Origin of the sequence: Enterobacter sp. BNK-29 (assembly GCF_048684785.1) — a bacterium.
Classification (GTDB): domain Bacteria; phylum Pseudomonadota; class Gammaproteobacteria; order Enterobacterales; family Enterobacteriaceae; genus Enterobacter; species Enterobacter cloacae_M.
The window spans coordinates 581,613-606,989 of record NZ_JBLQTU010000001.1 but is presented as its reverse complement, the minus strand read 5'-3'; the positions used below and the strand labels follow the sequence as shown (position 1 = coordinate 606,989).

Sequence of the window (25,377 nt, the reverse complement as noted above, 5' to 3'; positions counted from 1 at the left end):
CTGCAGGAGAACAAAATGTCATCACTCAGTAAAGAAGCTGCCCTGGTCCACGAAGCCCTGGTTGCGCGCGGTCTTGAAACGCCACTGCGTCCGCCCGTACAGGATTTGGACAATGAAACCCGCAAGCGTCTGATTGCCGGTCATATGACCGAGATCATGGAGCTGCTGAATCTCGATCTGAGTGACGACAGTCTGATGGAGACGCCGCACCGCATCGCGAAAATGTACGTCGACGAAATTTTCTCCGGGCTGGATTACGCCAACTTCCCGAAAATCACCGTCATTGAAAACAAGATGAAAGTGGACGAGATGGTGACGGTACGCGATATCACGCTGACCAGCACCTGCGAACACCACTTCGTGACCATCGACGGTAAAGCGACCGTGGCGTATATCCCAAAAGATACGGTGATTGGCCTGTCGAAGATCAACCGCATCGTGCAGTTCTTTGCCCAGCGTCCGCAGGTGCAGGAGCGTCTGACGCAGCAGATCCTGACCGCGCTGCAAACGCTGCTGGGCACGAATAACGTGGCCGTCTCTATCGACGCGGTTCACTACTGCGTGAAGGCGCGCGGCGTGCGTGATGCAACCAGCGCGACCACTACAACCTCGCTGGGCGGCCTGTTTAAATCGAGCCAGAATACCCGTCAGGAGTTCCTGCGCGCGGTACGTCACCACAACTAAGTCTTACAGGGCAGGAACCATGGAGCGAAACGTCACGCTCGATTTTGTTCGCGGCGTCGCCATTCTCGGTATCCTGCTGCTTAATATCAGCGCCTTCGGCCTGCCGAAGGCGGCTTATCTCAATCCTGCCTGGTATGGCGATATCACGCGTAGTGATGCCTGGACCTGGGCTGTCCTCGATCTCTTCGCACAGGTTAAATTCCTCACGCTGTTTGCCCTGCTGTTTGGAGCAGGTCTGCAACTCCTCCTCAAACGCGGTACGCGCTGGATCCAGTCGCGCCTGACGCTGCTGGTTCTCCTCGGCTTTATCCACGGCCTGTTCTTCTGGGACGGCGATATTCTTCTCGCGTATGGGTTAGTCGGGCTCATCTGCTGGCGTCTGATTCGCGATGCGCACAGCGTAAAAAGCCTGTTTAACACCGGCGTGATGCTCTATGTCATGGGGCTTGGGGTCCTGCTGCTGCTGGGGATGATCTCCGGCGAGGCGACGAACCGTTCCTGGATCCCGGATGCCGCTAACCTGCAGTACGAACAGTACTGGAAGCTGAAGGGCGGTACGGAAGCGATAAGCAACCGCGCGGATATGCTGGGGGATAACCTCCTTGCGCTGGGCGCGCAATACGGCTGGCAGCTGGCGGGCATGATGCTGATGGGCGCGTCACTGATGCGCACCGGCTGGCTGAAAGGGGAGTTCAGCCTGCGTCACTATCGGCGAACGGGGGTCGGGCTGGTGCTGATCGGCGTGTTGATTAACCTCCCGGCGATAATCACGCAGTGGCACATCCACTGGGATTACCGCTGGTGCGCGTTCCTGCTCCAGGTGCCGCGCGAACTGAGCGCGCCGTTCCAGACCATCGGATACGCGGCGCTGATCTATGGCTTCTGGCCAACGCTTTCCCGCCTGTGGATCGTCAGCGCTATCGCCTGCGTAGGCCGCATGGCGTTGAGCAACTACCTCCTGCAAACGCTTCTCTGCACCACGCTTTTCTATCGATTTGGCCTGTTTATGAAATTCGACCGCCTCACGCTGCTGGCGTTTGTTATTCCGGTCTGGGTGATTAACCTGGCGTTTTCTGTTCTCTGGCTACGCTATTTCCGCCAGGGACCGCTGGAGTGGGTGTGGCGTAAGTTAACCGCACATGCTTCAGGGGTATCATTGAGGAACACATCCAGATAACGATCTGGATCACAATCATTAACAAAACGGATGTAAGCGTTTTCATGAGTGTGAGCTTCTTCACGTAGTCCCCTTTCTCTCGCTGCCAAAATAGCCACCTTGCTAAACACAGGGGGTGTCTGTGAGTTGCTGCAATCCTTTGAAGGATGGTGAATATGATCACCATTCGTGACGTCGCCCGTCAGGCGGGCGTTTCTGTGGCTACCGTCTCACGCGTGCTGAACAATAGCGCGCTGGTCAGCCCTGAAACCCGTGAAACCGTAATGAAAGCCGTGACCCAGCTCGGGTACCGGCCAAATGCCAATGCCCAGGCGCTTGCGACGCAGGTCAGCGACACCATCGGCGTGGTGGTGATGGATGTATCAGATGCCTTTTTCGGCGCGCTGGTCAAAGCGGTCGACGTGGTCGCCCAGCAGCATCAGAAATATGTGCTGATCGGCAATAGCTATCATGAGGCGGAAAAGGAGCGACACGCCATCGAAGTGCTGATTCGCCAGCGCTGTAACGCCCTGATTGTCCACTCAAAAGCCTTGAGCGATGAAGAGCTAACCGGCTTTATGGATCAGATCCCGGGCATGGTGCTGATCAACCGCATCGTCCCCGGCTATGCCCATCGCTGCGTCGGGCTGGATAACGTCAGCGGCGCCATGATGGCGACGAAAATGCTCATCAACAACGGGCATCAGCGGATCGGTTATCTGGCCTCCAGCCATCATATTGAAGATGACGACCTGCGGCGCGAGGGGTGGCAAAACGCCCTGAAAGAGCACGGCATTACGCCGTCAGAAAGCTGGACGGGCACCGGTACGCCGGACATGCAGGGCGGCGAGGCGGCAATGGTGGAGCTGCTGGGCCGCAACCTGCAGCTTACTGCAGTGTTTGCCTATAACGACAGCATGGCGGCAGGCGCCCTGACGGCGCTGAAAGATAACGGCATTGCGGTGCCACAGCATTTATCACTCATTGGTTTTGATGATATTCCGATTGCCCGTTACACCGACCCGCAGCTGACAACGGTGCGTTACCCCATTGCCTCTATGGCGAAACTGGCGACTGAGCTGGCGTTACAGGGGGCGGCAGGGTTGCTGGATCCGGGCGCAACACACTGTTTCATGCCGACTTTAGTGCGTCGGCACTCCGTCGCGGCCCGACAAATTGTGGTTCCGATCACTAACTGATTACATCAGGTGATGTAACCGTTTTCAATCTGTGAGTAAATTCACAGTATCTTAACAAGGCGCTGACTATGATGTCAGCGTTTTAGGGGCTGAAACGCTATGTAACGGTGATTATTCACTTTCACTATAGCCAATGTGCCGCAAACAACGAATAAAACGCATTTCTGGAGCGTTACCGAACACGGAAGATAGAAATTTTATAAGTGAACTTCGGCTGTCAGTAACGTTTTATTAACACCTGCCTGCCGATCGTTATTCACAAGAACTACCCTGCATAAAAAAAACCGGAGATACCATGAATAAGAAGGTGTTGACCCTGTCTGCCGTAATGGCAAGCATGCTTTTTGGTGCAGCAGCGCACGCTGCGGATACCCGTATTGGTGTGACCATCTATAAATACGACGACAACTTCATGTCTGTTGTACGTAAAGCTATTGAGAAAGATGCGAAAGCAGCGCCAGACGTTCAGCTGCTGATGAACGACTCCCAGAACGACCAGTCCAAACAGAACGACCAGATCGACGTTCTGCTGGCGAAAGGCGTGAAAGCCCTGGCCATCAACCTGGTTGACCCGGCTGCAGCAGGCACGGTTATTGAAAAAGCGCGCGGCCAGAACGTGCCAATCGTCTTCTTCAACAAAGAACCTTCCCGTAAGGCGCTGGATAGCTACGACAAAGCGTATTACGTCGGTACCGACTCCAAAGAGTCCGGTATTATTCAGGGCGATCTGATCGCAAAACATTGGGCGGCGAACCCGAACTGGGACCTGAACAAAGACGGTCAGATTCAGTTCGTGCTGCTGAAAGGCGAACCAGGCCACCCGGATGCTGAAGCCCGTACCACTTACGTTATCAAAGAGCTGAACGACAAGGGTCTGAAAACCCAGCAGCTGGCGTTAGATACCGCGATGTGGGATACCGCTCAGGCGAAAGATAAGATGGACGCGTGGCTGTCCGGCCCTAACGCGAACAAAATCGAAGTGGTTATCGCGAACAACGATGCGATGGCAATGGGTGCGGTAGAAGCGCTGAAAGCACACAACAAATCCTCCATCCCGGTATTCGGCGTAGATGCACTGCCAGAAGCGCTGGCGCTGGTTAAATCCGGTGCGATGGCCGGTACCGTTCTGAACGATGCCAACAACCAGGCGAAAGCGACCTTCGATCTGGCGAAAAACCTGGCCGATGGCAAAGGCGCGGCTGATGGCACCAGCTGGAAAATTGAAAACAAAATCGTTCGCGTACCTTACGTGGGCGTAGACCAGTCCAACCTGGCTGAGTTTATCGGTAAATAAGTTAGCGGTACTGTCTCCACTGGGCGCAATTCGTTGCGCCCTTTTATAACGCGATATGCGAGGCCAACAAGGTATAATTATGGTCAGCACAAATACTCAGTCATCCGGTGAATACCTGTTGGAAATGAGCGGTATCAACAAGTCATTTCCCGGCGTTAAGGCACTCGATAATGTTAATTTAAAAGTTCGTCCTCACTCTATTCATGCCCTGATGGGGGAGAACGGTGCGGGTAAATCAACATTATTAAAATGTCTTTTTGGGATCTATCAAAAAGATTCTGGCAGCATTCTTTTTCAGGGGAAAGAGATCGATTTCCATTCAGCGAAAGAAGCACTGGAAAACGGTATCTCGATGGTTCACCAGGAATTAAACTTGGTGCTGCAGCGTTCAGTCATGGATAACATGTGGTTGGGGCGTTATCCAACCAAGGGTGTCTTTGTCGATCAGGACAAAATGTATCGCGACACCAAAGCGATTTTTGATGAGCTGGATATTGATATCGATCCGCGCGCCCGCGTGGGAACATTATCCGTCTCCCAGATGCAGATGATCGAAATCGCCAAAGCGTTCTCCTATGATGCGAAAATCGTCATTATGGACGAACCGACATCGTCATTAACGGAAAAAGAGGTTAATCACCTTTTTACCATTATTCGTAAGCTAAAAGATCGCGGCTGCGGCATTGTGTATATCTCCCACAAAATGGAAGAGATCTTCCAGCTGTGCGATGAGATTACCATCCTGCGCGACGGTCAGTGGATTGCCACGCAGCCGCTGGAAGGGCTGGACATGGACAAGATCATCGCCATGATGGTCGGCCGTTCCCTTAACCAGCGCTTCCCGGACAAAGAAAACAAGCCGGGCGAAGTGATCCTGGAAGTGCGCAATCTGACCTCGTTACGCCAGCCGTCTATTCGCGATGTCTCCTTCGATCTGCATAAGGGCGAAATCCTGGGGATTGCCGGTCTGGTCGGGGCAAAACGTACCGATATCGTGGAAACCCTGTTCGGTATCCGTGAGAAAGCCGAAGGCACTATTACGCTGCACGGTAAGAAAATTAACAACCACAACGCCAACGAAGCCATTAATAATGGTTTTGCGCTGGTGACGGAAGAGCGTCGTTCGACCGGTATTTATGCCTATCTGGATATTAACTTTAACTCGTTAATTTCTAACATTCGCAATTACAAAAACAAAGTCGGACTGCTGGATAACTCCCGCATGAAGAGCGATACCCAATGGGTTATTGACTCCATGCGCGTGAAAACGCCAGGGCACCGCACCCAAATTGGTTCGCTGTCAGGCGGTAACCAGCAGAAAGTCATTATCGGACGTTGGTTATTAACCCAGCCAGAAATTCTGATGCTGGATGAACCGACCCGCGGCATTGACGTCGGCGCGAAGTTTGAAATTTATCAGCTGATTGCCGAGCTGGCGAAAAAGAATAAAGGGATCATTATTATTTCTTCCGAAATGCCGGAATTGTTAGGGATCACGGATCGTATTCTGGTTATGAGCAATGGTCTCGTTGCCGGTATTGTTGACACCAAAACGACAACGCAAAACGAAATTTTGCGTCTTGCGTCTTTGCACCTTTAAGATCAGGGGCTCCTCATGAGTGCGTTAAATAAAAAAAGTTTTCTCACTTACCTGAAAGAAGGCGGTATTTACGTTGTTCTTTTAGTACTGCTGGCTATCATCATTTTCCAGGACCCTACGTTCTTAAGCCTGCTGAACCTGAGTAACATTCTGACCCAGTCCTCCGTGCGTATTATCATTGCGCTGGGCGTGGCGGGCCTGATCGTAACCCAGGGGACGGACCTTTCTGCCGGTCGTCAGGTGGGGCTGGCGGCGGTTATCGCGGCAACCCTGCTGCAGTCGATGGAAAACGCCAACAAGGTCTTCCCGGAAATGGCCACCATGCCGATTTTCGTGGTGATCCTGATTGTCTGCGCCATCGGTGCGGTGATTGGTCTGATCAACGGTATTATCATCGCCTACCTGAACGTGACGCCGTTTATCACCACGCTGGGTACGATGATCATCGTTTACGGTATCAACTCCCTGTACTACGACTTCGTGGGTGCTTCCCCAATCTCGGGTTTTGACAGCGGCTTCTCGACCTTTACGCAAGGATTCATCGCGCTGGGCAGCTTCCGCCTGTCGTATATCACCTTCTATGCGCTGATTGCGGTGGCCTTCGTCTGGATCCTGTGGAACAAAACGCGCTTTGGTAAAAACATCTTCGCTATCGGCGGTAACCCGGAAGCGGCGAAAGTGTCCGGCGTGAACGTTGCCCTGAACCTGCTCATCATTTATGCCCTGTCCGGCGTGTTCTACGCCTTCGGCGGGATGCTGGAAGCGGGCCGTATCGGTTCTGCAACCAACAACCTTGGCTTCATGTACGAGCTGGATGCAATCGCAGCCTGCGTGGTGGGCGGCGTCTCCTTCAGCGGCGGCGTGGGTACGGTACTGGGCGTGGTGACCGGTGTGATCATCTTCACCGTCATCAACTACGGCTTGACCTATATCGGCGTGAACCCGTACTGGCAGTACATCATCAAAGGCGCCATCATTATCTTCGCGGTTGCGCTGGATTCACTGAAGTACGCGCGTAAGAAATAATCGTCTCTCGCTATACCCGGCCCGCTCATCGAGCGGGCTTTTTTATGCCTTATGCCAGCTGTGACTCCTCTCGGGTCACGATGCGCTCAAACCAGTCGAGTTCAGAGAGCTTGCAGGCGACCCACTGTTCGGAAAAAGCGTCGCCCAGGCTGTCGGTGAGGTACTGACAGCGGGCAAAGGTCTCAATCGCTTCCTGCTGAAACAGCGGCAGCTCGGGGCGATCGTGCTGCGGTTCTGGCAAATCCTCGTCGTCGGTGTTTTCCAGCCCGTACAGCATACCGGTCAGGATCGTGGCGGCGACCAGATACGGATTGGCATCGGCCCCGGCCAGCCGGTACTCGATACGACGGTTGTGGTCATCCGAGCAGGGAATACGCAGGGCGGCGGAGCGGGTGTTATAGCCCCAGGAGTTAAATACGGGCTCCGTCAGGTTTTTACGCAGGCGACGAAACGCGTTAACGCCCGGCGCAAGAATGGCAACGGAGGCGGGCATCAGCGCCAGCTGCCCCGCGATGCACAAACGCATCATGCTGTTAAGCGCGTTCACCGGGGAAGCAAAGACGTTTTCGCCGTGACGATTGTTCAGGCTGAAATGGAAGTGCAAACCGCTGCCGGAAAGCTGGCTGAAAGGCTTAGCCATAAAGTTGGCCTGCAGGCCGTGCTTTTCGGCAACGTATCGGGTCAGGCGACGAAGCGCCAGCACGTTATCGCAGACCTCAACCACGCGATGGCTGTGCTTCAGGTTTAATTCGTACTGACCGGACTCGGCTTCCGCCACGATCCCGGACAGCGGGATGCGCTGCAGGTGCGCCAGCTGTTCCAGCTCGTCAAACAGGGCCGCATGGGCCGTCGTAGTATCCATATGAAAACAGCCCTGATTTTGCGGATCCCGATCGTCATGCCCCGTCAGATAGAACTCGATTTCCGGGGCAATCACCGGGAAGAGGCCGTGCTGGTGGAAGCGGGCCAGCACGTTCTGCAGTATCACGCGCGGTTCAAGCGGGCAGGGGGTATCGTCGCTGTCTTTCATCGTCAGCAGGATCTGCGCATTGTGCTGCGGATCCTGCGGGCAGGGGCGCAGGGAACCGGCGACAGGAACGCAGAGTCGGTCCGGCTCATCATGAAGCGGGGCGGCGATTTTTCCTTTCTGATCCATCGAGTAGACCGAAAGGGGAAAATAACAGCCTTTTTCCAGGCTCAGCATGCTCTCCACCGACAGACGCTTGCCGCGCATCGTGCCGTTGATATCGTTCAGGTAAACGTCTACATGTTTCGTCTGCGGGTAACGTTCCAGATAATCTGCGACTTCCACTGAAATGTTGTGCTGCAGGGCGTCAATTTTTTCATCAAGCCAGAGACCGGAATTGAGTGCGCCAGGAAGTGATAAACCGGGAAAGTTAAAATACGGACGGAGACTTTTGAGGAAAAACGCATTCATTATTGAGTTCATAGTCATTCTTCAATGAAGCCGTAGCGGCAGTGAACTCAGCTTAAAAGAGCCGACGTAAAGGGGGGATAAAAAGCGTCAGGCCCGGCGTAAAGAAAGTATAAAGGCGGCCCTGTTATTTCTCCTTTTTCTGCATATCCAGCAGCTGCTCGGGCGTGACGGCCGGGTAACCCTGCGCGTCTTCCGGCACTTCGTGCATCGCCGGAATCGGCACCAGCGGGCCTAAAAAGCGCGGTTCGCGTTTGAATATATACAGATCGGCCAGGGCGCCAAAGCGCGCGCCGAACTCACGGACGCGCACGCTCAGCATGTCCTTTGGCGACGGCACCGCGTAACACTGCGCCTGAATGCCCATATGCAGCGCGATAAACAGCGCGCGCTCGCAGTGGAAGCGCTGGGTGATGATGATGAAGTCGTTGGTGTCGAAGACTTTACGCGTGCGTACGATGGAGTCCAGGGTGCGGAATCCGGCGTAGTCGAGCACGATATCGGCAGGGTCCACGCCTGCGGCAATCAGGTCCTTACGCATCGTCACCGGTTCATTGTAGCTTTGCAGGGCGTTATCGCCGCTCAGCAGCAGGTAGTTCACCTTGCCGCTGTTGTAGGCGTTCAGCGCGCCCTGAATGCGGTAACGGTAATACTGGTTGATCACGCCGGTGCGGTAATACTTGGCGGTGCCGAGCACCACGCCAACCTGACGATAGGGCAGGTCCTGCAGGTCATCAAAGATGTAGGGGGCGGTTTTCCAGCTCATCCAGCGGTCGAGACCCAGCACGATCAACAGCAGTATGCCGACCAGGACAGACAGGCTGTAAAAAACGCGCTTTAACATGGAGATGGCTCGTTCGTGGATGAAATTTAACTCAGGCTACTTTACCCGCCTGGTTAGCGCAAGAAACAGCGACTCAACTGAGGGGTTTTTCAGCAAACTGGCGGGCATTTCTGCCCGCCGGAAGGATTACGCAAGCAGTACGCGGTCAATCGTCGTGCAGCCCAGCGCTTTAAGCGTCGCGGCGGTCGCATCCCACTGAATCAGCGGCGCATCGGCAATTTCTGCCAGAATAGCGCGCTGAATGTCCGGATAGTCATAGCCGTTCAGGCTCAGCAGGTTAAGCGCGCCCTGCAGCGGAGGCAGGGTTGGGTTAAACGCGGCGTTTTCCGCGTAGCTGCCGCTAAAGATCCGGCCATCGCGGCACTGCAGCGCCACGCCGCTCGGGGACTTGCTGTACGGCGTGTGGCTCTTGTTCGCCGCGCGAATGGCCGCCTGGCTCAGGTCATCGCCGGACAGGGCGTAACCGTGGTCCTGCTCGTCCATCAGCAGCGTTTTGATCTCCAGATCTTTCGGGCCAAACGCGTCAGGCAGATAATCCCCCAGCGTGTGCGGCGCGCGGCCTGGCAGGTTGATGCGCAGCTGCAGCCCGCTGTTCAGCTCGTTCATAAACTGACGGCAGTGGCCGCAGGGGGTGTAGTTAACGGTAATGGCGCTCAGGGCTTTTTCACCGCGCAGCCAGGCGTGGCTGATGGCGCTCTGCTCGGCGTGAACCGTTTGCTGCATGGTCGCGCCCAGGAACTCCATGTTGCCGCCGAAGTACCAGGTTCCGCTGACGCCGCGCGCAATGGCCCCGACGTTAAAGTGGGAGAGATCGGCTCGCGCGCAGGCGGCAGCCAGGGGAAGCAGTGCGAAAGCCAGCGCGTCTTCGTCCAGTCCCGTTGCTTGTTTCAGCATCGTGACCTGCTCCGCGGTCAGCAGGGCGGGGAAGTGTGCATCTGCCAGAACGGGAGCCAGGGCTGACTGCAAATTCTCTGCAAGCTGGGCGAAAGCAGCTTGAAAACGTGGGTGCATGGCGTATGCCTCATAAAGGTTAATGGATCGGTAGTTTACGGAGCCGCCAGGGCTTTATATGTGATCCACTTCTCATTATGTATGCAACTTATGAAATCAAAATGAAATTTGCGCGACGCATCGCAAATTTTAGCCCATCACCGCCAGAATCAGCGGGAAAATGAACGGGGCCAGCAGGGAGGTGATAATCCCGCAGATTACCAGCGCCAGGGAGCTAAACGCCCCTTCCTGATAATCCAGCTCCGCACAGCGGGCGGTGCCCAGGGCGTGGGAGGCAGTTCCCATCGACAGCCCCCGTGCCGCTTTAGTATGAATACGCATTCCGTTCAGCAGGGTGTGACCAAACACCGCGCCGAGAATACCGACGAAAATGACGCACATCGCGCTGATGGCCGGGATCCCGCCGAGGCTGCCGCCGACCGCCATCGCGATAGGCGTGGTCACGGATTTAGGCAGGATAGAGGCGGCGATCTGCGGGGAGGCTCCCATCAACAGCGCTACCGACGTGCCGGTGATCATCGCCACCAGGCTGCCCACAAAACAGATGGTAATGATGGATTTCCAGCGGGCGCGGATCTGATGCAGCTGCTCATATAAAGGAAAGGCGAGCGCCACAACGGCAGGCTGCAGCAGGTCGTTTAAGATTTTGCTGCCGGCAAAGTAGCGCTCGTAGGGAATGCCGGTGAGCAGCAGGAACGGAATAATCACCACCATTGCCACCAGCAGCGGGTTCAGCAACGGCATTTTGAAGCGTGCGGCAAGCTTGCGCGCGGCGAAGAACACCGCCAGGGTTAACGGCAGCGACCACCAGATATTGGCCATCATTTTTTTGTTTTCTCCCCGACCACGTTACGTTCGCCATGCACCAGATGCGAACTCCAGCTCACAACCAGGAAAACCACCAGCGTACTGACCGCGCAGGAGACCACAATCGGGCCGAACTGGGCCTTTAGCAAATCAAAATACTGCATGACCCCGACGCCGATAGGCACGAAAAGCAGCGCCATGTAGCGAATAAGGACGAAGCAGCCGGGATTGACCCATTTTGCGGGCAGGATTTGCAGCGCCAGCAAAACAAAGAGGATCAGCATACCGATAATGCTGCCGGGAATGACGATCGGCAGCAGCGACGCGATGAAAATTCCGGCATACAGGCAGGCGTAAATCAGGACGAATGCGCGCAGATATTGCCAGATAATGTTCAATGATTTGCTCATGGTGATAGTCCTTGCTGAAACGCATTCATCATACAATTAAACCCAAAAATGTGCCACGGATCACATCATGAAATTTGAGCATACCAGACATTCCAGAATGGAACGTCTGGTATAACCGCACAGGGGCAGGCTACAGTTTAGAGGAAAGGGCGTGCGGTGGCGAAGTGACGAGCCAGAGAATGCATCAGCGCAAGGCGGTCAGTTTATCGAGAAAAGAAAACAGCACCTGGTTCATTTCGCGATAATCATGCGAGCGTAGTTTTTCCGCCGTTTCGACAAAACGAAATTCAGCCGCGCGGCTGAGATCGTTCTGCGAATGTTCAATCAGCAGCTCAACCACCTCCGGCGTCAGTTCCATATGACACTGAAATCCGTAAACCCGTTCGCCATATTGCACGATTTGACGGGGGCAGCCCTCGCTGTAAGCCAGCACTTTAGCCTGCGGCGTCAACCCTGGCATGTCGTTATGCCAGTGACCGACGTTCAGCTCGTGGCCAAAATCCTCAAACAGCGGGTTCGCCTTTCCTGCATCTGTGAGCCTGACGGGAAATTTGCCGATCTCTTTTTCCGGGCTATGGCAAAACGCGGCGCCCAGCGATTCACCGATAAGCTGCGAGCCCAGACAAACGCCAATCACCGTTTTACCTGCCTCTATTGCGCGGCCGATGAGCCGCATTTCCGCCTGCGCGTCAAACCAGGGGCACTCCTCAAGCGTGGTGGCAGGTGACTGCGGGCCTCCCATGATGATAAGCAAGTCTGTGCTCTGCAGATCCTCGGGTAACGGATCGCCCTGATAAACTCTGGAGTAGCTGAGGCTACAGCCGCGGCTTTTTCCCCAGATTTCATATGCGCCTGGCGCTTCGAAATGTTCATGAATGATAAAATGAATGTGCATTGCGTCTCTCTCCGGTTACGTGTACAAGCAGCATCATAAGAGGAAGGGAGGAATGTGAAATGCCAACCGTTATCGATAAAACGCCAATTCACGACGATGCCATCGGATGGTCCCGAGGGGCAATTAGCTATACGCGCGGCGAAGTGGATCCCCCTCACCGGCATTCACAGGGGCAGCTTTTGTTTGCCATCAAAGGGGTGATGCTGGTCGAAACCGGCAATAAGCGTTGGGTCATACCGCCGCAGCGCGCGCTGTGGATCCCTCCCTTTCAGGAACACACCTACAACGTGTTATCCGCAACGGAGCTCCGCGCGGTCTGGTTTAGCCCCACGCTGATATCGCAATGCGGATCTTTTAAACGGAAAGAAGAGGTTCACGTGATTACGGCGACAGCGTTGTTCAAAGAGCTGATTGCCGGGCTGTTCAGTGAGCAATATCGGCCAGCCAGTCAGCGCAGCATGGCCGTTTTGCTGCTCGAAATCCTCAGCGAGGCGCAGCAGATTTCGGCGGAATTACCGATGCCCGTGGATGAGCGCTTACATCGCGTTGCCTGTGACATCATTGCCAGCAATCTCTGGGACGTTTCGATGGACAGGCTGGCGGAACAGGCCGCGATGTCTGAACGCACATTCTCACGCGCGTTTATCAAAGATACCGGCTTTAGCTTCCGGGCCTGGCGACAGCGAGCAAGGATTTGTGCCTCGCTGGACCTGCTCGCCAACGGATACCCGGTTAAACAGGTGGCCTGGATGCTGGGGTTTTCCGGGCAGGCGGCATTTGCGGCGGCGTTTCGCGCCATTGTCGGGGCAACGCCGGCTGACTTTCTCCCTGAACAGAAGCGCTTCCCAGCGATATAGAGAGCGGCTACTATAGCGCGTCTTTTTTCACAGGTACTGCTATGCGTGTTTTACTGGCCCCAATGGAAGGCGTGCTCGACTCCCTCGTGCGCGAGCTTCTGACCGAGGTGAACGATTACGATCTCTGCGTGACGGAATTTCTGCGTGTGGTCGATATGCTGTTGCCGGTAAAATCCTTCTTCCGCCTGTGCCCCGAGCTGCACAACCAGAGCCGGACCTCTTCCGGCACGCTGGTGCGTATTCAGCTGCTCGGCCAGTACCCCGAATGGCTGGCGGAAAACGCCGCCCGCGCGGTTGAGCTGGGCTCTTACGGGGTGGATCTCAACTGCGGCTGTCCGTCGAAGCTGGTGAACGGCAGCGGCGGCGGGGCGACGTTGCTGAAAGATCCTGAGCTGATTTACCGCGGCGCGAAGGCCATGCGTGAGGCCGTGCCTTCGCATCTGCCGGTGACGGTGAAGGTGCGCCTGGGGTGGGACAGCGACGCGCGGCAGTTTGAAATCGCCGATGCGGTGCAGCAGGCCGGGGCCACCGAGCTGGTGGTGCATGGCCGCACCAAAGAAGATGGCTACAAGGCCGAGCGCATTAACTGGCAGGCGATCGGCGAGATCCGCAAGCGCCTCACCATTCCGGTCATCGCCAACGGTGAAATCTGGGATTACGAGAGCGCGCAGGCCTGTCTGCAGGCCACCGGCTGCGATGCGGTGATGATCGGTCGCGGCGCCCTGAATGTGCCGAACCTCAGCCGGGTGGTGAAATATAACGAGCCGCGAATGCCGTGGGCAGACGTCGTCACGCTGCTGCAAAAATACAGCCGACTGGAAAAGCAGGGCGATACCGGTTTGTATCACGTCGCGCGAATTAAACAGTGGCTGAGTTATTTACGCAAAGAGTACGATGAAGCGCTGGGATTATTTCAGGAAATTCGGACATTACAGACTTCGACTGATATTGCCCGGGTGATTCAGTCAAAATAATAAGCGTTAAATTGCTCACACTTTTTTAAACCAGAAAACAGTTCTGGTTTTCAACGTGGCGCGACGATGTTAAGGTGCCACTGTTTTCAACGCAGGATTGTTACTGGCTAACAGGCAAAACCTAAGCGTTTCACAGCATTTTCGTTGTGGAGCGTTTAGGTTTTTTTTTGCCTCTCGTTTACGCAGGAGAGAAATTTGGCTTAGCGCTTTTTACTGATTTTATAAAAATGAAATATCGACAGGAAATAGAAAAATTTCCTGCGGCCGGTTACGCACAAAATACTCAATCACAGGTTGTTATCATGGCATATAAAAATAAACTCTATGCGCTCGCCTTATTGACGATATCCCCGCTGTCGGTGGCGCAGGACTGGAATGGAACGGTATTAGGCTTTGAAGCTCCGCCGGAGCCTGTTCTGGGCGAAATGCTCGGCATACGTAAAATCCTCAACGATAACGGTTTTACCTATAACCTCGGATATCTGAATGAAATTGGCTGGAACGGAGGCGGTGGCTATAACCACGACTCCCACGTGGCCTATATTGACCAGTTTGCGCTGACCTTCAACCAGGATCTTGAGCGCTGGACCGGTATCCCGGACGCGCGTATCGAAGGGAACATCGTCAACCGTAACCACAATGACGACCTTACCACCAAACGCGTGCAGGACCCTCGCGTCAACTTTAACGACCTGACCCAGGAGAGCTGGGGCGGACAGTCAATTACCCGCCTGGGCTGGCTGACCTTTGCCCGCAGCTTTGACGACCGGCGTCTGACCTGGCGCATCGGGATGATGAACAAGGTGCAGACCTTCGATCAAATCATCCCCTGTGATTTCCAGCTGCTTTCGCAGTGCGGCGGGAAGTCAGCCAACTCGCTGACGTGGAACAACTGGAACGTTCACACCTGGGGCACCACGCTTGCGTATAAATTAACGCCGACGCTGACCTTAAAAGGTGGCGTGATGGAGCAAAATCCCGAGGCCTCGAGCCGCAGCCACGCCTGGAGCTGGTCGACGAAGGGCAGTAAAGGGGTTTTACTGCCGGTTGAAATCGAAGCGCGTCCGCTGATTAACGGCCTGCCGGGCGCGTACAACCTGGGCGTGGTGTTTACCAACGCGCCGCAAACCGATCTCTATCGCGGCAAATCCGGCGGTGCGGGCGCGACGGACCCGAACGGCTTTGATACCCACAGCCGGACCTGGTTCATGTACGCCGGGCTGAACCAGCAGCTTACGCAGCATCAGGATGACCCGAATCGCGGGTTGAGCACCTCTTTCAGCATGAGCCTTGCGGATCAGAGCACTAACTATATGCACCAGGTTTACGCCGCCTCGCTGCGCTACCGCGGGCTGTTTGACGCGCGACCGGAAGACTGGATTGGCTTCGGGCTAACCTGGATTGATATGAGCAGCCAGTACGCCCGCAATCAGCGCTATATGAACAGCCTGAGCGGCGTGTCGGACTATAACGATCCGGCGTATCGCCCGGTGCCGGGCCACTCCCTGAACGGCGAGTTTTACTACCGTTTTCGTCCAGTGCCGTGGCTTGAACTGCAGCCGGGCATTCAGTACTGGCACCATCCCGGCGGGATCAGTCGCACCCAGGATGCCTGGGTTACCGAGCTGAAAACGGTGGTGAGCTTCTGATATCACCGTTGCAATGTCGATCCGCGTCACGTTTCTGACGCGTGATGCATTGAGGCTATGAATGAAACTGATAAAGTGCCAGAACTGGATTGTTACTGCTTAGGCAGGCAAAACCTGATTTTCTGGCATCTGCCGGAGGTCAGGTTTTTTTGTTTCTGGGGTTCAGATGAAAATCGCCAAGATACTCAATAATAACGTGGTGGTTGTTCAGGATGAGCGCGGGCGCGAACAGGTGGTGATGGGCCGTGGGCTGGCCTTTCAGAAGCGCGTCGGTGAAGCGCTGGATACCGCGTTGGTTGAAAAGGTGTTTGCGTTACAAAGCGATGAACTGGTGCGTCGACTCGGGGAGTTGCTGAGTCAAATTCCGCTGGAGGTAATGACCACCTGCGACCGCATCATCGGGCTGGCGGCGCAGCGGCTGGGCAAGCTGCAGGAGAGTTTGTATATCACCCTCACCGACCACTGCTACTTTGCGATTGAGCGGCAGAAGAACGGGCTGGCCATCAAAAACGTGCTGCTGTGGGATATTAAACGGCTGTATCCGAAGGAGTTCGAATTAGGGCAGGAGGCGCGGGCCATTATCGCCAGACGCCTGAACGTCGAGCTGGAGGAGGATGAGGCCGGGTTTATCGCGCTGCATCTGGTCACCGCTCAGTTGAACAGCGAAATGCCGGAAGTGATGCACGTTACGCGGGTGATGCAGGAAATCCTGCAGCTGGTGAAGTATCAGCTGCAGCTTGAGTACGATGAAGACTCGCTCAGCTATCAGCGTTTCGTCACTCATCTGAAGTTTTTTGCCCAAAGGATGCTGACCCGCACCGTGGTGGAAGATGACGACGTCTCGCTGCATACGGCGGTAAAAGACAACTACGCGAAGGCGTGGAAATGCGCCGAGAAAATCGCCCAGCACCTGAACAAAAGCTATCAGCGTGAGCTGACGACCGAAGAAATTATGTTCCTCGCCATTCATATCGAGCGGGTGAGAAAAGAGGGGCGTTAAGCCTCAAAACAGGATTGTTACTGCATCACGCAGGCAAAACCTGAGCGCGGCCTTCGTAAGAAGGACGTTCTCGGGTTTTTTTATTTTTTGTACTCAGTCAACAGGTGCCTGCAGGCATCGGATGTAAGGAAATCGAGATGGAATACCAGGCTTTAGCGAAGGATATTCTCGGCCACGTTGGCGGAAAAGAGAACATCGTCAGTCTTGTGCACTGCGCCACCCGGCTTCGCTTCAAACTAAAAGAGAATCAACGGGCGGATGCGGAAGGGCTCAAGAAAAACCCGGGCGTCATCATGGTGGTCGAAAGCGGCGGCCAGTTTCAGGTTGTGATTGGCAACCACGTCCACGACGTCTGGCAGGCGGTGCGCAATGAGGCAGGCCTTACCGATGACGCGCCCGTCGTGGAAGAGAAGGGAGAAAAAGGGAATCTGCTGGGCCGCCTGATTGACATCGTCTCCGGGATCTTCACCCCGTTTATCGGCATTCTCGCCGCGTCCGGTATTCTGAAAGGGCTGCTGGCGCTGGCGGTTGTCTGCGGCTGGCTCACCGTCGAAAGCGGCACCTATAAAATCTGGTTCGCCGCCAGCGACGCGCTGTTCTTCTTCTTCCCGCTGGTGCTGGGCTATACCGCCGGGAAAAAATTCGGCGGCAACCCGTTTATTACCATGGTGATCGGCGGGGCGCTCACCCATCCGATGATGATTGCGGCGTTTAACGCCAGCCAGCAGCCGGGCGCGGTATCGGACGCCTTTTTGGGCATTCCTGTCACCTGGTTTAACTACAGCTCGTCGGTGATCCCGATTATTCTCGCCTCGTGGGTGAGCTGCTGGCTGGAAAAACAGAGCACCAGGCTGCTGCCTTCCTCGATGAAAAACTTCTTCGCGCCGCTGATCTGTCTGGGCGTGACCGTGCCGCTGACTTTTCTCGTTATCGGGCCGCTGGCGACCTGGCTGAGCCAGATGCTGGCGAACGGCTATCAGAGTATTTACGTTCTGGCACCGTGGCTGGCGGGCGCGGCGATGGGCGCGCTGTGGCAGGTCTGCGTTATTTTTGGCCTGCACTGGGGGCTGGTGCCGCTGATGATTAACAACCTGGCGGTGCTGGGGCATGACTCCATGCTGCCGATGCTGTTGCCCGCGGTATTTGGTCAGGTAGGGGCCGCGCTGGGGATCTTTCTGCGTACCCGCGATGCCCGTCAGAAAATGCTGGCGGGTTCATCGGTGACGGCAGGGATATTTGGTATTACCGAGCCGGCCGTTTATGGGGTAAACCTGCCGCTGCGCCGCCCGTTTATCTTTGGCTGCGTGGCGGGAGCTATCGGCGGCGCGATTGTCGGCTTCAGCGATACCCACGTTTACTCCTTTGGCTTCGCCAATATCTTTACCATCGCCCAGATGATTCCGCCGGGCGGGGTAAACGCCACGCTGTGGGGCGGCGTGATCGGCACCGCGGTAGCGCTGGTGCTGAGCTGCGGCCTGACGCTGGTGGCGGGCATGCCGGGACGCGCAGCGCCCGAGGCGGTTGCGCCAGCGGGTGAAAACGATGTGCTGGCACCGATGACCGGCACCGTTCTGGCGCTCGACCAGGTGCCGGATACCACGTTTGCCAGCGGCCTGCTGGGCAGCGGTGCCGCGATTATTCCCTCCGATAACAAAGTGGTGGCCCCGTTTGCCGGCGTGGTGGCCTCGCTGTTTCAGACCAAACACGCCATCGGCCTGCTCAGCGACAGCGGTATTGAAGTGTTGATCCACGTGGGGATCGACACCGTGAAGCTCGACGGCAGGCCGTTTACCGCCCACGTGAAGGTGGGCGACAGGGTGCAGCCCGGCGATCTGCTGCTGGAGTTTGACCGACAGGCGATTATCGATGCCGGATACGACCTGGCGACCCCGATCATTATCAGTAACAGCGATGAGTATCGTGACGTGGTGACCGTGGCGGCAACGTCCGTCAGTGCCGGTGCGCCGTTACTCAGCGTAAGCCATCAATAACAGGAGAACGTGATGAAAACTTTCCCGGACGATTTTTTATGGGGCGGCGCGGTTGCCGCGAATCAGGTAGAAGGCGCGTATCTGGAGGAGGGGAAAGGGCTGTCCACCTCAGACGTTCAGCCGCAGGGTGTCTTCGGCCCGGTGGTTGAGCGCGTGGCGGGCGACAGCGGCATCAAGGACGTCGCCATCGACTTTTATCACCGCTACCCGGAAGACATCAAACTGTTCGCTGAGATGGGCTTTAGCTGCCTGCGCGTCTCCATCGCCTGGACCCGTATTTTTCCGAACGGCGACGAGCAGCAGCCTAACGAGGCGGGGCTGGCGTTTTACGACCGGCTGTTTGACGAGCTGGCCGCGCACAACATTACCCCGCTGGTGACGCTCTCGCATTACGAAATGCCGTGGGGGCTGGTGAAGCAGTACGGCGGGTGGGGCAGCCGCCAGACCATTGCGTTCTTCGAGCGCTACGCCCGCACCGTGTTTGCGCGCTACAAGGAGAAGGTGAAGCTCTGGCTGACCTTCAACGAGATCAATATGTCTCTGCACGCGCCGATGACCGGCGTGGGCCTGCCGGAAACCAGCAGCAAAGGGGAGGTGTACCAGGCGATCCACCACCAGCTGGTGGCCAGCGCGCTGGCCGTGAAGGCCTGCCACGAGATTATCCCGGATGCCAGAATCGGCAACATGCTGCTGGGCGGCCTGATGTACCCGCTGACCTGCAAGCCGGAAGATGTTCTGGAGACGCTGCAGGAAAATCGCGCATGGCAATTCTTTGGCGACGTGCAGTGCCGTGGCGCCTATCCGGGGTATATGCAGCGCTTCTTCCGCGACAACGGTATTCAGCTTGAGGTAACGGATGCCGACCGCGAGGCGCTGAAATCGACCGTTGATTTTATCTCGTTCAGCTACTACATGACGGGCTGCGTCACCGCGGATGAGGCCCTCAACCAGCAGGCGCGCGGCAACATCCTGAGCATGGTGCCTAACCCGCATCTGGCAAGTTCCGAATGGGGCTGGCAGATTGACCCCATCGGCCTGCGTACCCTGCTAAACATGCTCTGGGATCGCTATCAGAAGCCGTTGTTTATCGTGGAAAATGGCCTGGGGGCGAAGGATAAACCGGATGCCAACGGCGTGGTGCAGGATGACTATCGCATCAGCTACCTTAACGACCACCTGGTGCAGGTGCGTGAAGCGATTGAAGACGGCGTTGAGGTGATGGGCTATACCAGCTGGGGGCCAATCGACCTGGTGAGCGCGTCTAAAGCTGAACTCTCTAAGCGCTACGGCTTTATTTACGTCGATCGCGATGACAGCGGAATGGGCACGCTGGCGCGCAGCCGTAAGAAAAGTTTCTACTGGTATAAAGAGGTTATTGCTACGAGAGGGGCTTCGCTGAAAGTCTGATATCGGGAACGTTGCCCGGCGCAGAGCCGGGCAAATAGATCAGAAAATCATCTTGAATACGCCGGTGACCACTAAGAGCCCTATCAGAAATATAATTAAAATAACCCACAGTAATATTTTCATTCCTTTCTCCCGCTCATGTATGTCCTGAATAAGTGTAGCAGCGTATTTATATTTGGCGTGAATGCATTGGATTTAATCATTCTTTTTGGGAATAAATTTCCGGGTATTAAAATGTATGACAATTTGCGGATTGCCACGCGTTACTAAAAAAATGAACGATATCGAGCGTAACGTGCGCCTTTATTTTTTGAGTGTATGGCGTAATGAAACGTTCTCTTATTTTATCTCTGAGTGCTCCCTTCGCTTTTATTCTGGCAGCCTGTGCGCCTGAACATGCCACGGTATCTCCCCTTAAAACGCAAACCGCTGCGGCGTCAGTGAATACGGTTCTGAATCATCAGGACTGGCCGAAAAATGAGTGGTGGAAAGCGTATAACGATCCCCAGCTTAACGGGCTGATTGCGAAAGCGTTGAGCGATGCACCGGATATGCAGATTGCCCGTCAGCGTATTACGCTTGCCGAAGCCCAGGCCAAAGCCGCAATGGCCGCTGACGGTCCGCAGATTGATTTTTCCGCTGATGCGGAACGCCAGAAAATGTCCGCCGAAGGGCTGATGGGGCCTTTTGCCCTTACCGACCCGGCTGCAGGCTCCACCGGGCCGTGGTACACCAACGGCACCTTCGGCCTGACCGCAGGCTGGGAGCTCGACCTGTGGGGAAAAAATCGCGCCCGGGTCGAGGCCCGGATTGGCAAAGTGAATGCGCAAAAAGCGGAGCTGGAGCAGACCCGCCAGCTGCTGGCCAGCAGCGTGGCGCGGCTCTACTGGGAGTGGCAAACTCAGGCCGCCGCGGGGGAGGTTCTCGCGCAGATCAAACATGAGCAGGACAACATCATTGGTGCCGATCGCGAACTGTATCAGCACGGGATCACCTCCTCCGTGGAGGGGGTGGAAACCGATATCGACGCCAACAAAACCGAAGAACAGCTGGCAGAAGTCAACGGGAAGATGAAAGCCGTCGAGGCGCGTCTGGTCGCGCTGACGAATTCTTCCTCCGTGACGCTTACGCGGCATGCGCTGCCGACGGTCGACGCCGCGCTACCGCCGACGCTCGGTTATGAGCTGCTGGCACGCCGTCCGGATCTTCAGGAGGCGCACTGGTATATCGAAGCCTCCATGAGCGAGGTGGAGGCCGCCAGAGCGGCTTTCTATCCTGACGTGAACCTGATGGCGTTCCTACAGCAGGATGCCCTCCATCTGAGCGATCTGTTTCGCGCTTCAGCGCAGCAGATGGGCGTGACCGCCGGACTGACGCTGCCGATCTTCGACAGCGGCAGGCTGAACGCCAGCCTGGATATCGCCCAGGCGCAGAACAATCTCTCGGTGGCCAACTACAACAAAGCGGTGGTCGAAGCGGTCAATCAGGTGGCGCGCACGGCCAGCGAAGTCGAAACGCTGACGGAGAAGAACCGCCATCAGCAGCAGGTCGAAAAAGATGCGGCGCGGGTTGTGGCGCTGGCGCAGGCGCGTTTCAGCGCGGGGATCGTTGCGGGCTCGCGGGTCAGTGAAGCCAGGATCCCGGCACTCAGGGAAGACCTCGCCGGATTGTTGCTGAAAGGCCAGTATGTCGACGCCACGCTGCAGCTCACCTCGGCGCTGGGCGGTGGCTATCATCATGGCTAAAAAAGGTCATTATCTATACTTACCTCTTTGCAGTTTTTCAGGAGGTGAGTATGACCAGAGTAGCGATAGTAACCGCATCGGATTCCGGGATTGGTAAAACCACGGCGCTGATGCTCGCAGAGCGCGGGTTTGATATTGGCGTCACCTGGCACTCGGATGAAAAAGGAGCGCTGGAAACCTGCCGCGAAGTTGAAGCGCAGGGGCAGCGCGCAGAGGCTATCCATCTTGATTTAAGCGCGCTGCCGGAAGGCGCAAAGGCTATTGAAACGCTGATTGCGCGTTTTGGTCGGCTGGACGTGCTGGTCAACAATGCGGGTGCGATGACCAAAGCGCCGTTCCTTGAGATGCCGTTTGACGACTGGCGGAACATTTTCACCGTCGACGTGGACGGCGCGTTTCTCTGTTCGCAGATTGCCGCCCGACAGATGGTGAAGCAGGGGGAAGGGGGGCGGATTGTGAACATTACCTCGGTGCACGAGCACACGCCGCTGCCGGAGGCGAGCGCCTACACGGCGGCAAAACACGCGCTCGGCGGGTTAACCAAATCCATGGCGATGGAACTGGTTAAGCACAACATTCTGGTGAACGCCGTCGCGCCGGGCGCCATTGCCACACCGATGAACGACATGGACGACAGCGAAGTGAAGGAAGGCTCAATGCCGGAAATCCCGCTGGCGCGGCCGGGCCACACCAAAGAGATAGCCAGCCTGGTGGCATGGCTGTGCGACAGCGACGCCAGCTACACGACGGGGCAATCGTTTATTGTCGACGGGGGCTTTATGCTGGCGAACCCGCAGTTTAAGCCGGAGGGGTAGTTTTCCCCTCTCCCTGTGAGAGAGGGTGTTTTTAGTTCCCTCTCCCTGTGGGAGAGGGTTAGGGTGAGGGCATCAGGCCGCACCCGGCTACTCCTCATCCCGCGTCTTTTCCCGATGCTTCAGCCACAGCCTGACCCCAATCACCGCCACCACCACCAGAATCAGCCACGCCCAGTGCTTCAGGTGCTGGTCGAGATTATGCAGCCACGGGCCAATCACTTCGCCTCCTACGTAGCCGAGCGTCGTAAAGATCAGCGCCCAGGCAATCGCACCAAGAACATTGAGCGGCAGGAAAATTTTTGGCGGCAGATGGCTGGCGCCAATCAGTATCGGCCCGATAATGCGAAAGCCATACATAAAGCGCGTGCCGATGACGAACAGATAAGGATGACGTTGAATGAGCCGTTGAGCACGACGGATTTTCTTCTGATGCTTTGCGAAACGCTTAAGCAGCGTGGGCCCGAAGCGCAGCCCGAGAAAGTAGAGCAGCTGATCGCCAATCATTCCACCGAGCGCGACCGCTGCGACGATCAGCGGGAATTTCAGCAATCCCTGATGCGCGGCGACGCCGCCTAACAGCGTGATGGTTTCACCTTCTGCCACGCTACCGACGACCAGCGCGGCATATCCATATTGTTCAATGAGTGCGTTAATATCCATTACGTGAATGTTATCTCCCTCTGCTTACCTCGTTTAATCATATACCTCATGAATCAACAGCGGGGAAATCAACGGAAATTTCCCACTGTACAGAAAATAATCTAAAGCCTGCATTATACTTAAGGTATCGCTGACGGGCCGACAACAAGGGGGCGCTATGAACCATGTCTGGGGACTTTTCTCCCATCCCGATCGTGAAATGCATGTCATCAAAAATGAGAACGAAACGGTCTCGCATCATTACACGCACCACGTGCTGCTGATGGCTGCGGTGCCGGTAATATGCGCCTTTATCGGAACAACACAAATCGGCTGGAACTTCGGTGACGGCACCGTGGTTCAGCTTTCCTGGTTTACCGGGCTCTATCTGGCCATCGTTTTTTATGGCCTGATGCTGGCGGGTGTGGCGGTAATGGGGCGCGTCATTCACTGGATGGCGCGTAACTACCCGCAACGTCCATCGCTGGCGCACTGTATGGTCTTTGCCGGATATGTCGCGACCCCGCTGTTCTTAAGCGGTATTGTTGCGCTCTATCCACTGGTCTGGCTGTGCGCGCTGATCGGTACTATTGCCCTCTTTTACACCGGATATCTGCTGTATCTGGGGGTTCCAACCTTCCTGAATATCAATAAAGAAGAAGGCCTGAGTTTTTCCAGTTCAACACTCGCTATTGGGGTGCTGGTGCTGGAGGCGCTACTGGCGCTGACGGTTATTCTTTGGGGTTACGGATACCGTCTCTTCTGAGTTCACTGCATTGCTGGCGTAAATGCCAGCAATGCAGCATCTGTTCACGATTATCCGCTGGCGACAACGCCCGGTGACCGCTATGATGCCGAAGCCAGCCTGTGTTTATCCGTTGATACAGGCGGTGTACGTCATGACGTGCGTGAATAATTATCAGAAGTCTCACCATGCTGAAATTCCGAGTCTCTTTACTTAGCCTGGCGCTGCTGCTGGGCGCGTCCGCTGCCGTGTCGGCCGTCGCTAAAACGCCTGCGGTGACCGCCGCCGCCGCTCAGCCGCAAATTGCGTCCGGCAGCGCGATGATTGTCGATCTCAACACCAATAAGGTCATCTACGCCAGCCATCCGGACCTGGTGCGCCCGATTGCCTCAATAACCAAATTAATGACCGCGATGGTGGTGCTAGATGCACATCTGCCGCTGGACGAAAAATTGAAAGTGGATATCAGCCACACGCCTGAGATGAAAGGGATCTACTCCCGCGTGCGTCTGAACAGTGAAATCAGCCGTAAAAATATGCTGCTGCTGGCGCTGATGTCGTCTGAAAACCGTGCGGCGGCGAGCCTGGCGCACCACTATCCGGGCGGCTATGACGCCTTTATCCGCGCGATGAACGCAAAAGCCAAAGCGCTGGGGATGACCAATACGCATTATGTTGAACCGACGGGTCTGTCGATCAACAACGTCTCCACGGCCCGCGATCTGACGAAACTGCTGATTGCCAGCAAACAGTATCCGCTGATTGGTCAGCTCAGCACCACCCGTGAAGAGATGGCGACCTTTGCGAACCCGGCCTATACGCTGCCGTTCCGCAACACTAACCATCTGGTATACCGCGATAACTGGAACATTCAGTTAACCAAAACCGGCTTTACCAACGCGGCAGGACACTGTCTGGTGATGCGCACCGTGTTTAACGGTAAGCCGGTGGCGCTGGTGGTGATGGATGCCTTCGGCAAATATACCCACTTCGCGGACGCGAGCCGCCTGCGTACCTGGATTGAAACCGGGAAAGTGCAGCCCGTTCCGGCCGCAGCATTGACGTATAAAAAGCAGAAAGCGGAACAGATGGCGACGGCGCAGAACGACTGAGTCGTTTGTGCGCGCTGATGCCCTCACCCCGACCCTCTCCCACAGGGAGAGGGAGAAAACACTAAAAACGGTAACCCAGGTT

22 protein-coding genes and 1 pseudogene are annotated in these 25,377 nt (G+C 55.9%); 16 read left to right on the top strand and 7 right to left on the bottom strand.

What is annotated here, in order from left to right; translation table 11 throughout:
- The first annotated feature begins 15 nt into the window (after window positions 1-15).
- The 6 genes from folE (at window position 16) to mglC (ending at window position 6,959) form a co-directional block, all read left to right on the top strand.
- A complete protein-coding gene (folE, locus tag ACMGGX_RS02850; RefSeq protein WP_023312471.1) occupies window positions 16-684 on the top strand; it encodes a GTP cyclohydrolase I FolE in 669 nt (222 codons plus the stop codon).
- Window positions 685-703: 19 nt separating this feature from the next.
- Window positions 704-1,861: a DUF418 domain-containing protein YeiB gene (yeiB, locus tag ACMGGX_RS02845; protein WP_420298018.1), complete on the top strand. Its 1,158-nt coding sequence runs from the start codon at window positions 704-706 to the stop codon at window positions 1,859-1,861.
- 155 nt (window positions 1,862-2,016) lie between these two features.
- Window positions 2,017-3,039, top strand: coding sequence for an HTH-type transcriptional regulator GalS (gene galS, locus ACMGGX_RS02840; RefSeq protein ID WP_029740403.1), 1,023 nt, complete (start codon window positions 2,017-2,019; stop codon window positions 3,037-3,039).
- A gap of 295 nt (window positions 3,040-3,334) precedes the next feature.
- On the top strand, window positions 3,335-4,333 hold the full coding sequence (gene mglB / locus ACMGGX_RS02835) for a galactose/glucose ABC transporter substrate-binding protein MglB (protein WP_023312468.1): 999 nt from the start codon (window positions 3,335-3,337) through the stop codon (window positions 4,331-4,333).
- Window positions 4,334-4,412: 79 nt separating this feature from the next.
- A complete protein-coding gene (gene mglA / locus ACMGGX_RS02830) occupies window positions 4,413-5,933 on the top strand; it encodes a galactose/methyl galactoside ABC transporter ATP-binding protein MglA (RefSeq protein ID WP_023312467.1) in 1,521 nt (506 codons plus the stop codon).
- Between the two features lie 15 nt (window positions 5,934-5,948).
- On the top strand, window positions 5,949-6,959 hold the full coding sequence (gene mglC, locus ACMGGX_RS02825; protein ID WP_008500921.1) for a galactose/methyl galactoside ABC transporter permease MglC: 1,011 nt from the start codon (window positions 5,949-5,951) through the stop codon (window positions 6,957-6,959).
- 49 nt (window positions 6,960-7,008) lie between these two features.
- Here the strand turns inward: mglC and ACMGGX_RS02820 are convergent, their stop codons facing one another.
- The 6 genes from ACMGGX_RS02820 to ACMGGX_RS02795 form a co-directional block, all read right to left on the bottom strand.
- Entirely contained in the window at window positions 7,009-8,397 is a 1,389-nt protein-coding gene (locus ACMGGX_RS02820; protein ID WP_181595204.1) for a glutamine synthetase family protein, read from the bottom strand.
- A gap of 124 nt (window positions 8,398-8,521) precedes the next feature.
- On the bottom strand, window positions 8,522-9,238 hold the full coding sequence (gene sanA / locus ACMGGX_RS02815; protein ID WP_008500918.1) for an outer membrane permeability protein SanA: 717 nt from the start codon (window positions 9,236-9,238) through the stop codon (window positions 8,522-8,524).
- 126 nt (window positions 9,239-9,364) lie between these two features.
- Window positions 9,365-10,249 carry a cytidine deaminase gene (cdd, locus tag ACMGGX_RS02810; protein WP_029740399.1) on the bottom strand — a complete coding sequence of 295 codons (885 nt, stop codon included), beginning with the start codon at window positions 10,247-10,249 and terminating at the stop codon, window positions 9,365-9,367.
- 129 nt (window positions 10,250-10,378) lie between these two features.
- On the bottom strand, window positions 10,379-11,074 hold the full coding sequence (locus tag ACMGGX_RS02805) for a CidB/LrgB family autolysis modulator (protein ID WP_029740398.1): 696 nt from the start codon (window positions 11,072-11,074) through the stop codon (window positions 10,379-10,381).
- The gene (locus tag ACMGGX_RS02800; RefSeq protein ID WP_023312463.1) at window positions 11,071-11,466 is read right to left on the bottom strand and encodes a CidA/LrgA family protein; all 396 of its coding nucleotides are present in this window, start codon (window positions 11,464-11,466) and stop codon (window positions 11,071-11,073) included. The genes ACMGGX_RS02805 and ACMGGX_RS02800 overlap by 4 nt, the downstream gene beginning before the upstream one ends.
- Window positions 11,467-11,650: 184 nt before the next feature.
- On the bottom strand, window positions 11,651-12,361 hold the full coding sequence (locus ACMGGX_RS02795; RefSeq protein WP_348561502.1) for a type 1 glutamine amidotransferase: 711 nt from the start codon (window positions 12,359-12,361) through the stop codon (window positions 11,651-11,653).
- A gap of 59 nt (window positions 12,362-12,420) precedes the next feature.
- On the opposite strand from ACMGGX_RS02795, the gene ACMGGX_RS02790 reads away from it, so the two are divergent.
- The 8 genes and pseudogenes from ACMGGX_RS02790 (at window position 12,421) to ACMGGX_RS02755 (ending at window position 22,799) form a co-directional block, all read left to right on the top strand.
- Window positions 12,421-13,218, top strand: coding sequence for an AraC family transcriptional regulator (locus ACMGGX_RS02790; RefSeq protein ID WP_420298017.1), 798 nt, complete (start codon window positions 12,421-12,423; stop codon window positions 13,216-13,218).
- A gap of 41 nt (window positions 13,219-13,259) precedes the next feature.
- Window positions 13,260-14,192, top strand: a complete 933-nt coding sequence (dusC, locus tag ACMGGX_RS02785; protein WP_420298016.1) for a tRNA dihydrouridine(16) synthase DusC — start codon at window positions 13,260-13,262, stop codon at window positions 14,190-14,192.
- 302 nt (window positions 14,193-14,494) lie between these two features.
- Window positions 14,495-15,841 (top strand): carbohydrate porin, encoded by a 1,347-nt coding sequence (locus ACMGGX_RS02780; RefSeq protein ID WP_348561501.1) that lies wholly within the window; start codon window positions 14,495-14,497, stop codon window positions 15,839-15,841.
- Between the two features lie 166 nt (window positions 15,842-16,007).
- Complete coding sequence (gene licT / locus ACMGGX_RS02775; protein ID WP_032658940.1) at window positions 16,008-16,841, top strand: BglG family transcription antiterminator LicT; 834 nt, start codon at window positions 16,008-16,010, stop codon at window positions 16,839-16,841.
- A gap of 24 nt (window positions 16,842-16,865) precedes the next feature.
- A pseudogene (bglF, locus tag ACMGGX_RS02770) lies at window positions 16,866-18,832 on the top strand (PTS beta-glucoside transporter subunit IIABC).
- Between the two features lie 12 nt (window positions 18,833-18,844).
- Window positions 18,845-20,239 carry a glycoside hydrolase family 1 protein gene (locus ACMGGX_RS02765; protein WP_420298015.1) on the top strand — a complete coding sequence of 465 codons (1,395 nt, stop codon included), beginning with the start codon at window positions 18,845-18,847 and terminating at the stop codon, window positions 20,237-20,239.
- Between the two features lie 326 nt (window positions 20,240-20,565).
- Window positions 20,566-21,984: a multidrug resistance outer membrane protein MdtQ gene (mdtQ, locus tag ACMGGX_RS02760; protein ID WP_420298014.1), complete on the top strand. Its 1,419-nt coding sequence runs from the start codon at window positions 20,566-20,568 to the stop codon at window positions 21,982-21,984.
- Window positions 21,985-22,034: 50 nt separating this feature from the next.
- Window positions 22,035-22,799 (top strand): SDR family oxidoreductase, encoded by a 765-nt coding sequence (locus ACMGGX_RS02755; RefSeq protein ID WP_336657853.1) that lies wholly within the window; start codon window positions 22,035-22,037, stop codon window positions 22,797-22,799.
- An 87-nt stretch (window positions 22,800-22,886) separates the two neighbouring features.
- Here ACMGGX_RS02755 and ACMGGX_RS02750 read toward each other — a convergent pair whose 3' ends face one another.
- Entirely contained in the window at window positions 22,887-23,459 is a 573-nt protein-coding gene (locus tag ACMGGX_RS02750) for a DedA family protein (protein WP_420298013.1), read from the bottom strand.
- A 157-nt stretch (window positions 23,460-23,616) separates the two neighbouring features.
- Between ACMGGX_RS02750 and ACMGGX_RS02745 the strand changes: the two genes are divergently transcribed.
- Entirely contained in the window at window positions 23,617-24,204 is a 588-nt protein-coding gene (locus ACMGGX_RS02745; RefSeq protein ID WP_063440827.1) for a Yip1 family protein, read from the top strand.
- 167 nt (window positions 24,205-24,371) lie between these two features.
- Window positions 24,372-25,295, top strand: a complete 924-nt coding sequence (gene pbpG / locus ACMGGX_RS02740; protein WP_181593506.1) for a D-alanyl-D-alanine endopeptidase — start codon at window positions 24,372-24,374, stop codon at window positions 25,293-25,295.
- Window positions 25,296-25,377 lie beyond the last annotated feature (82 nt).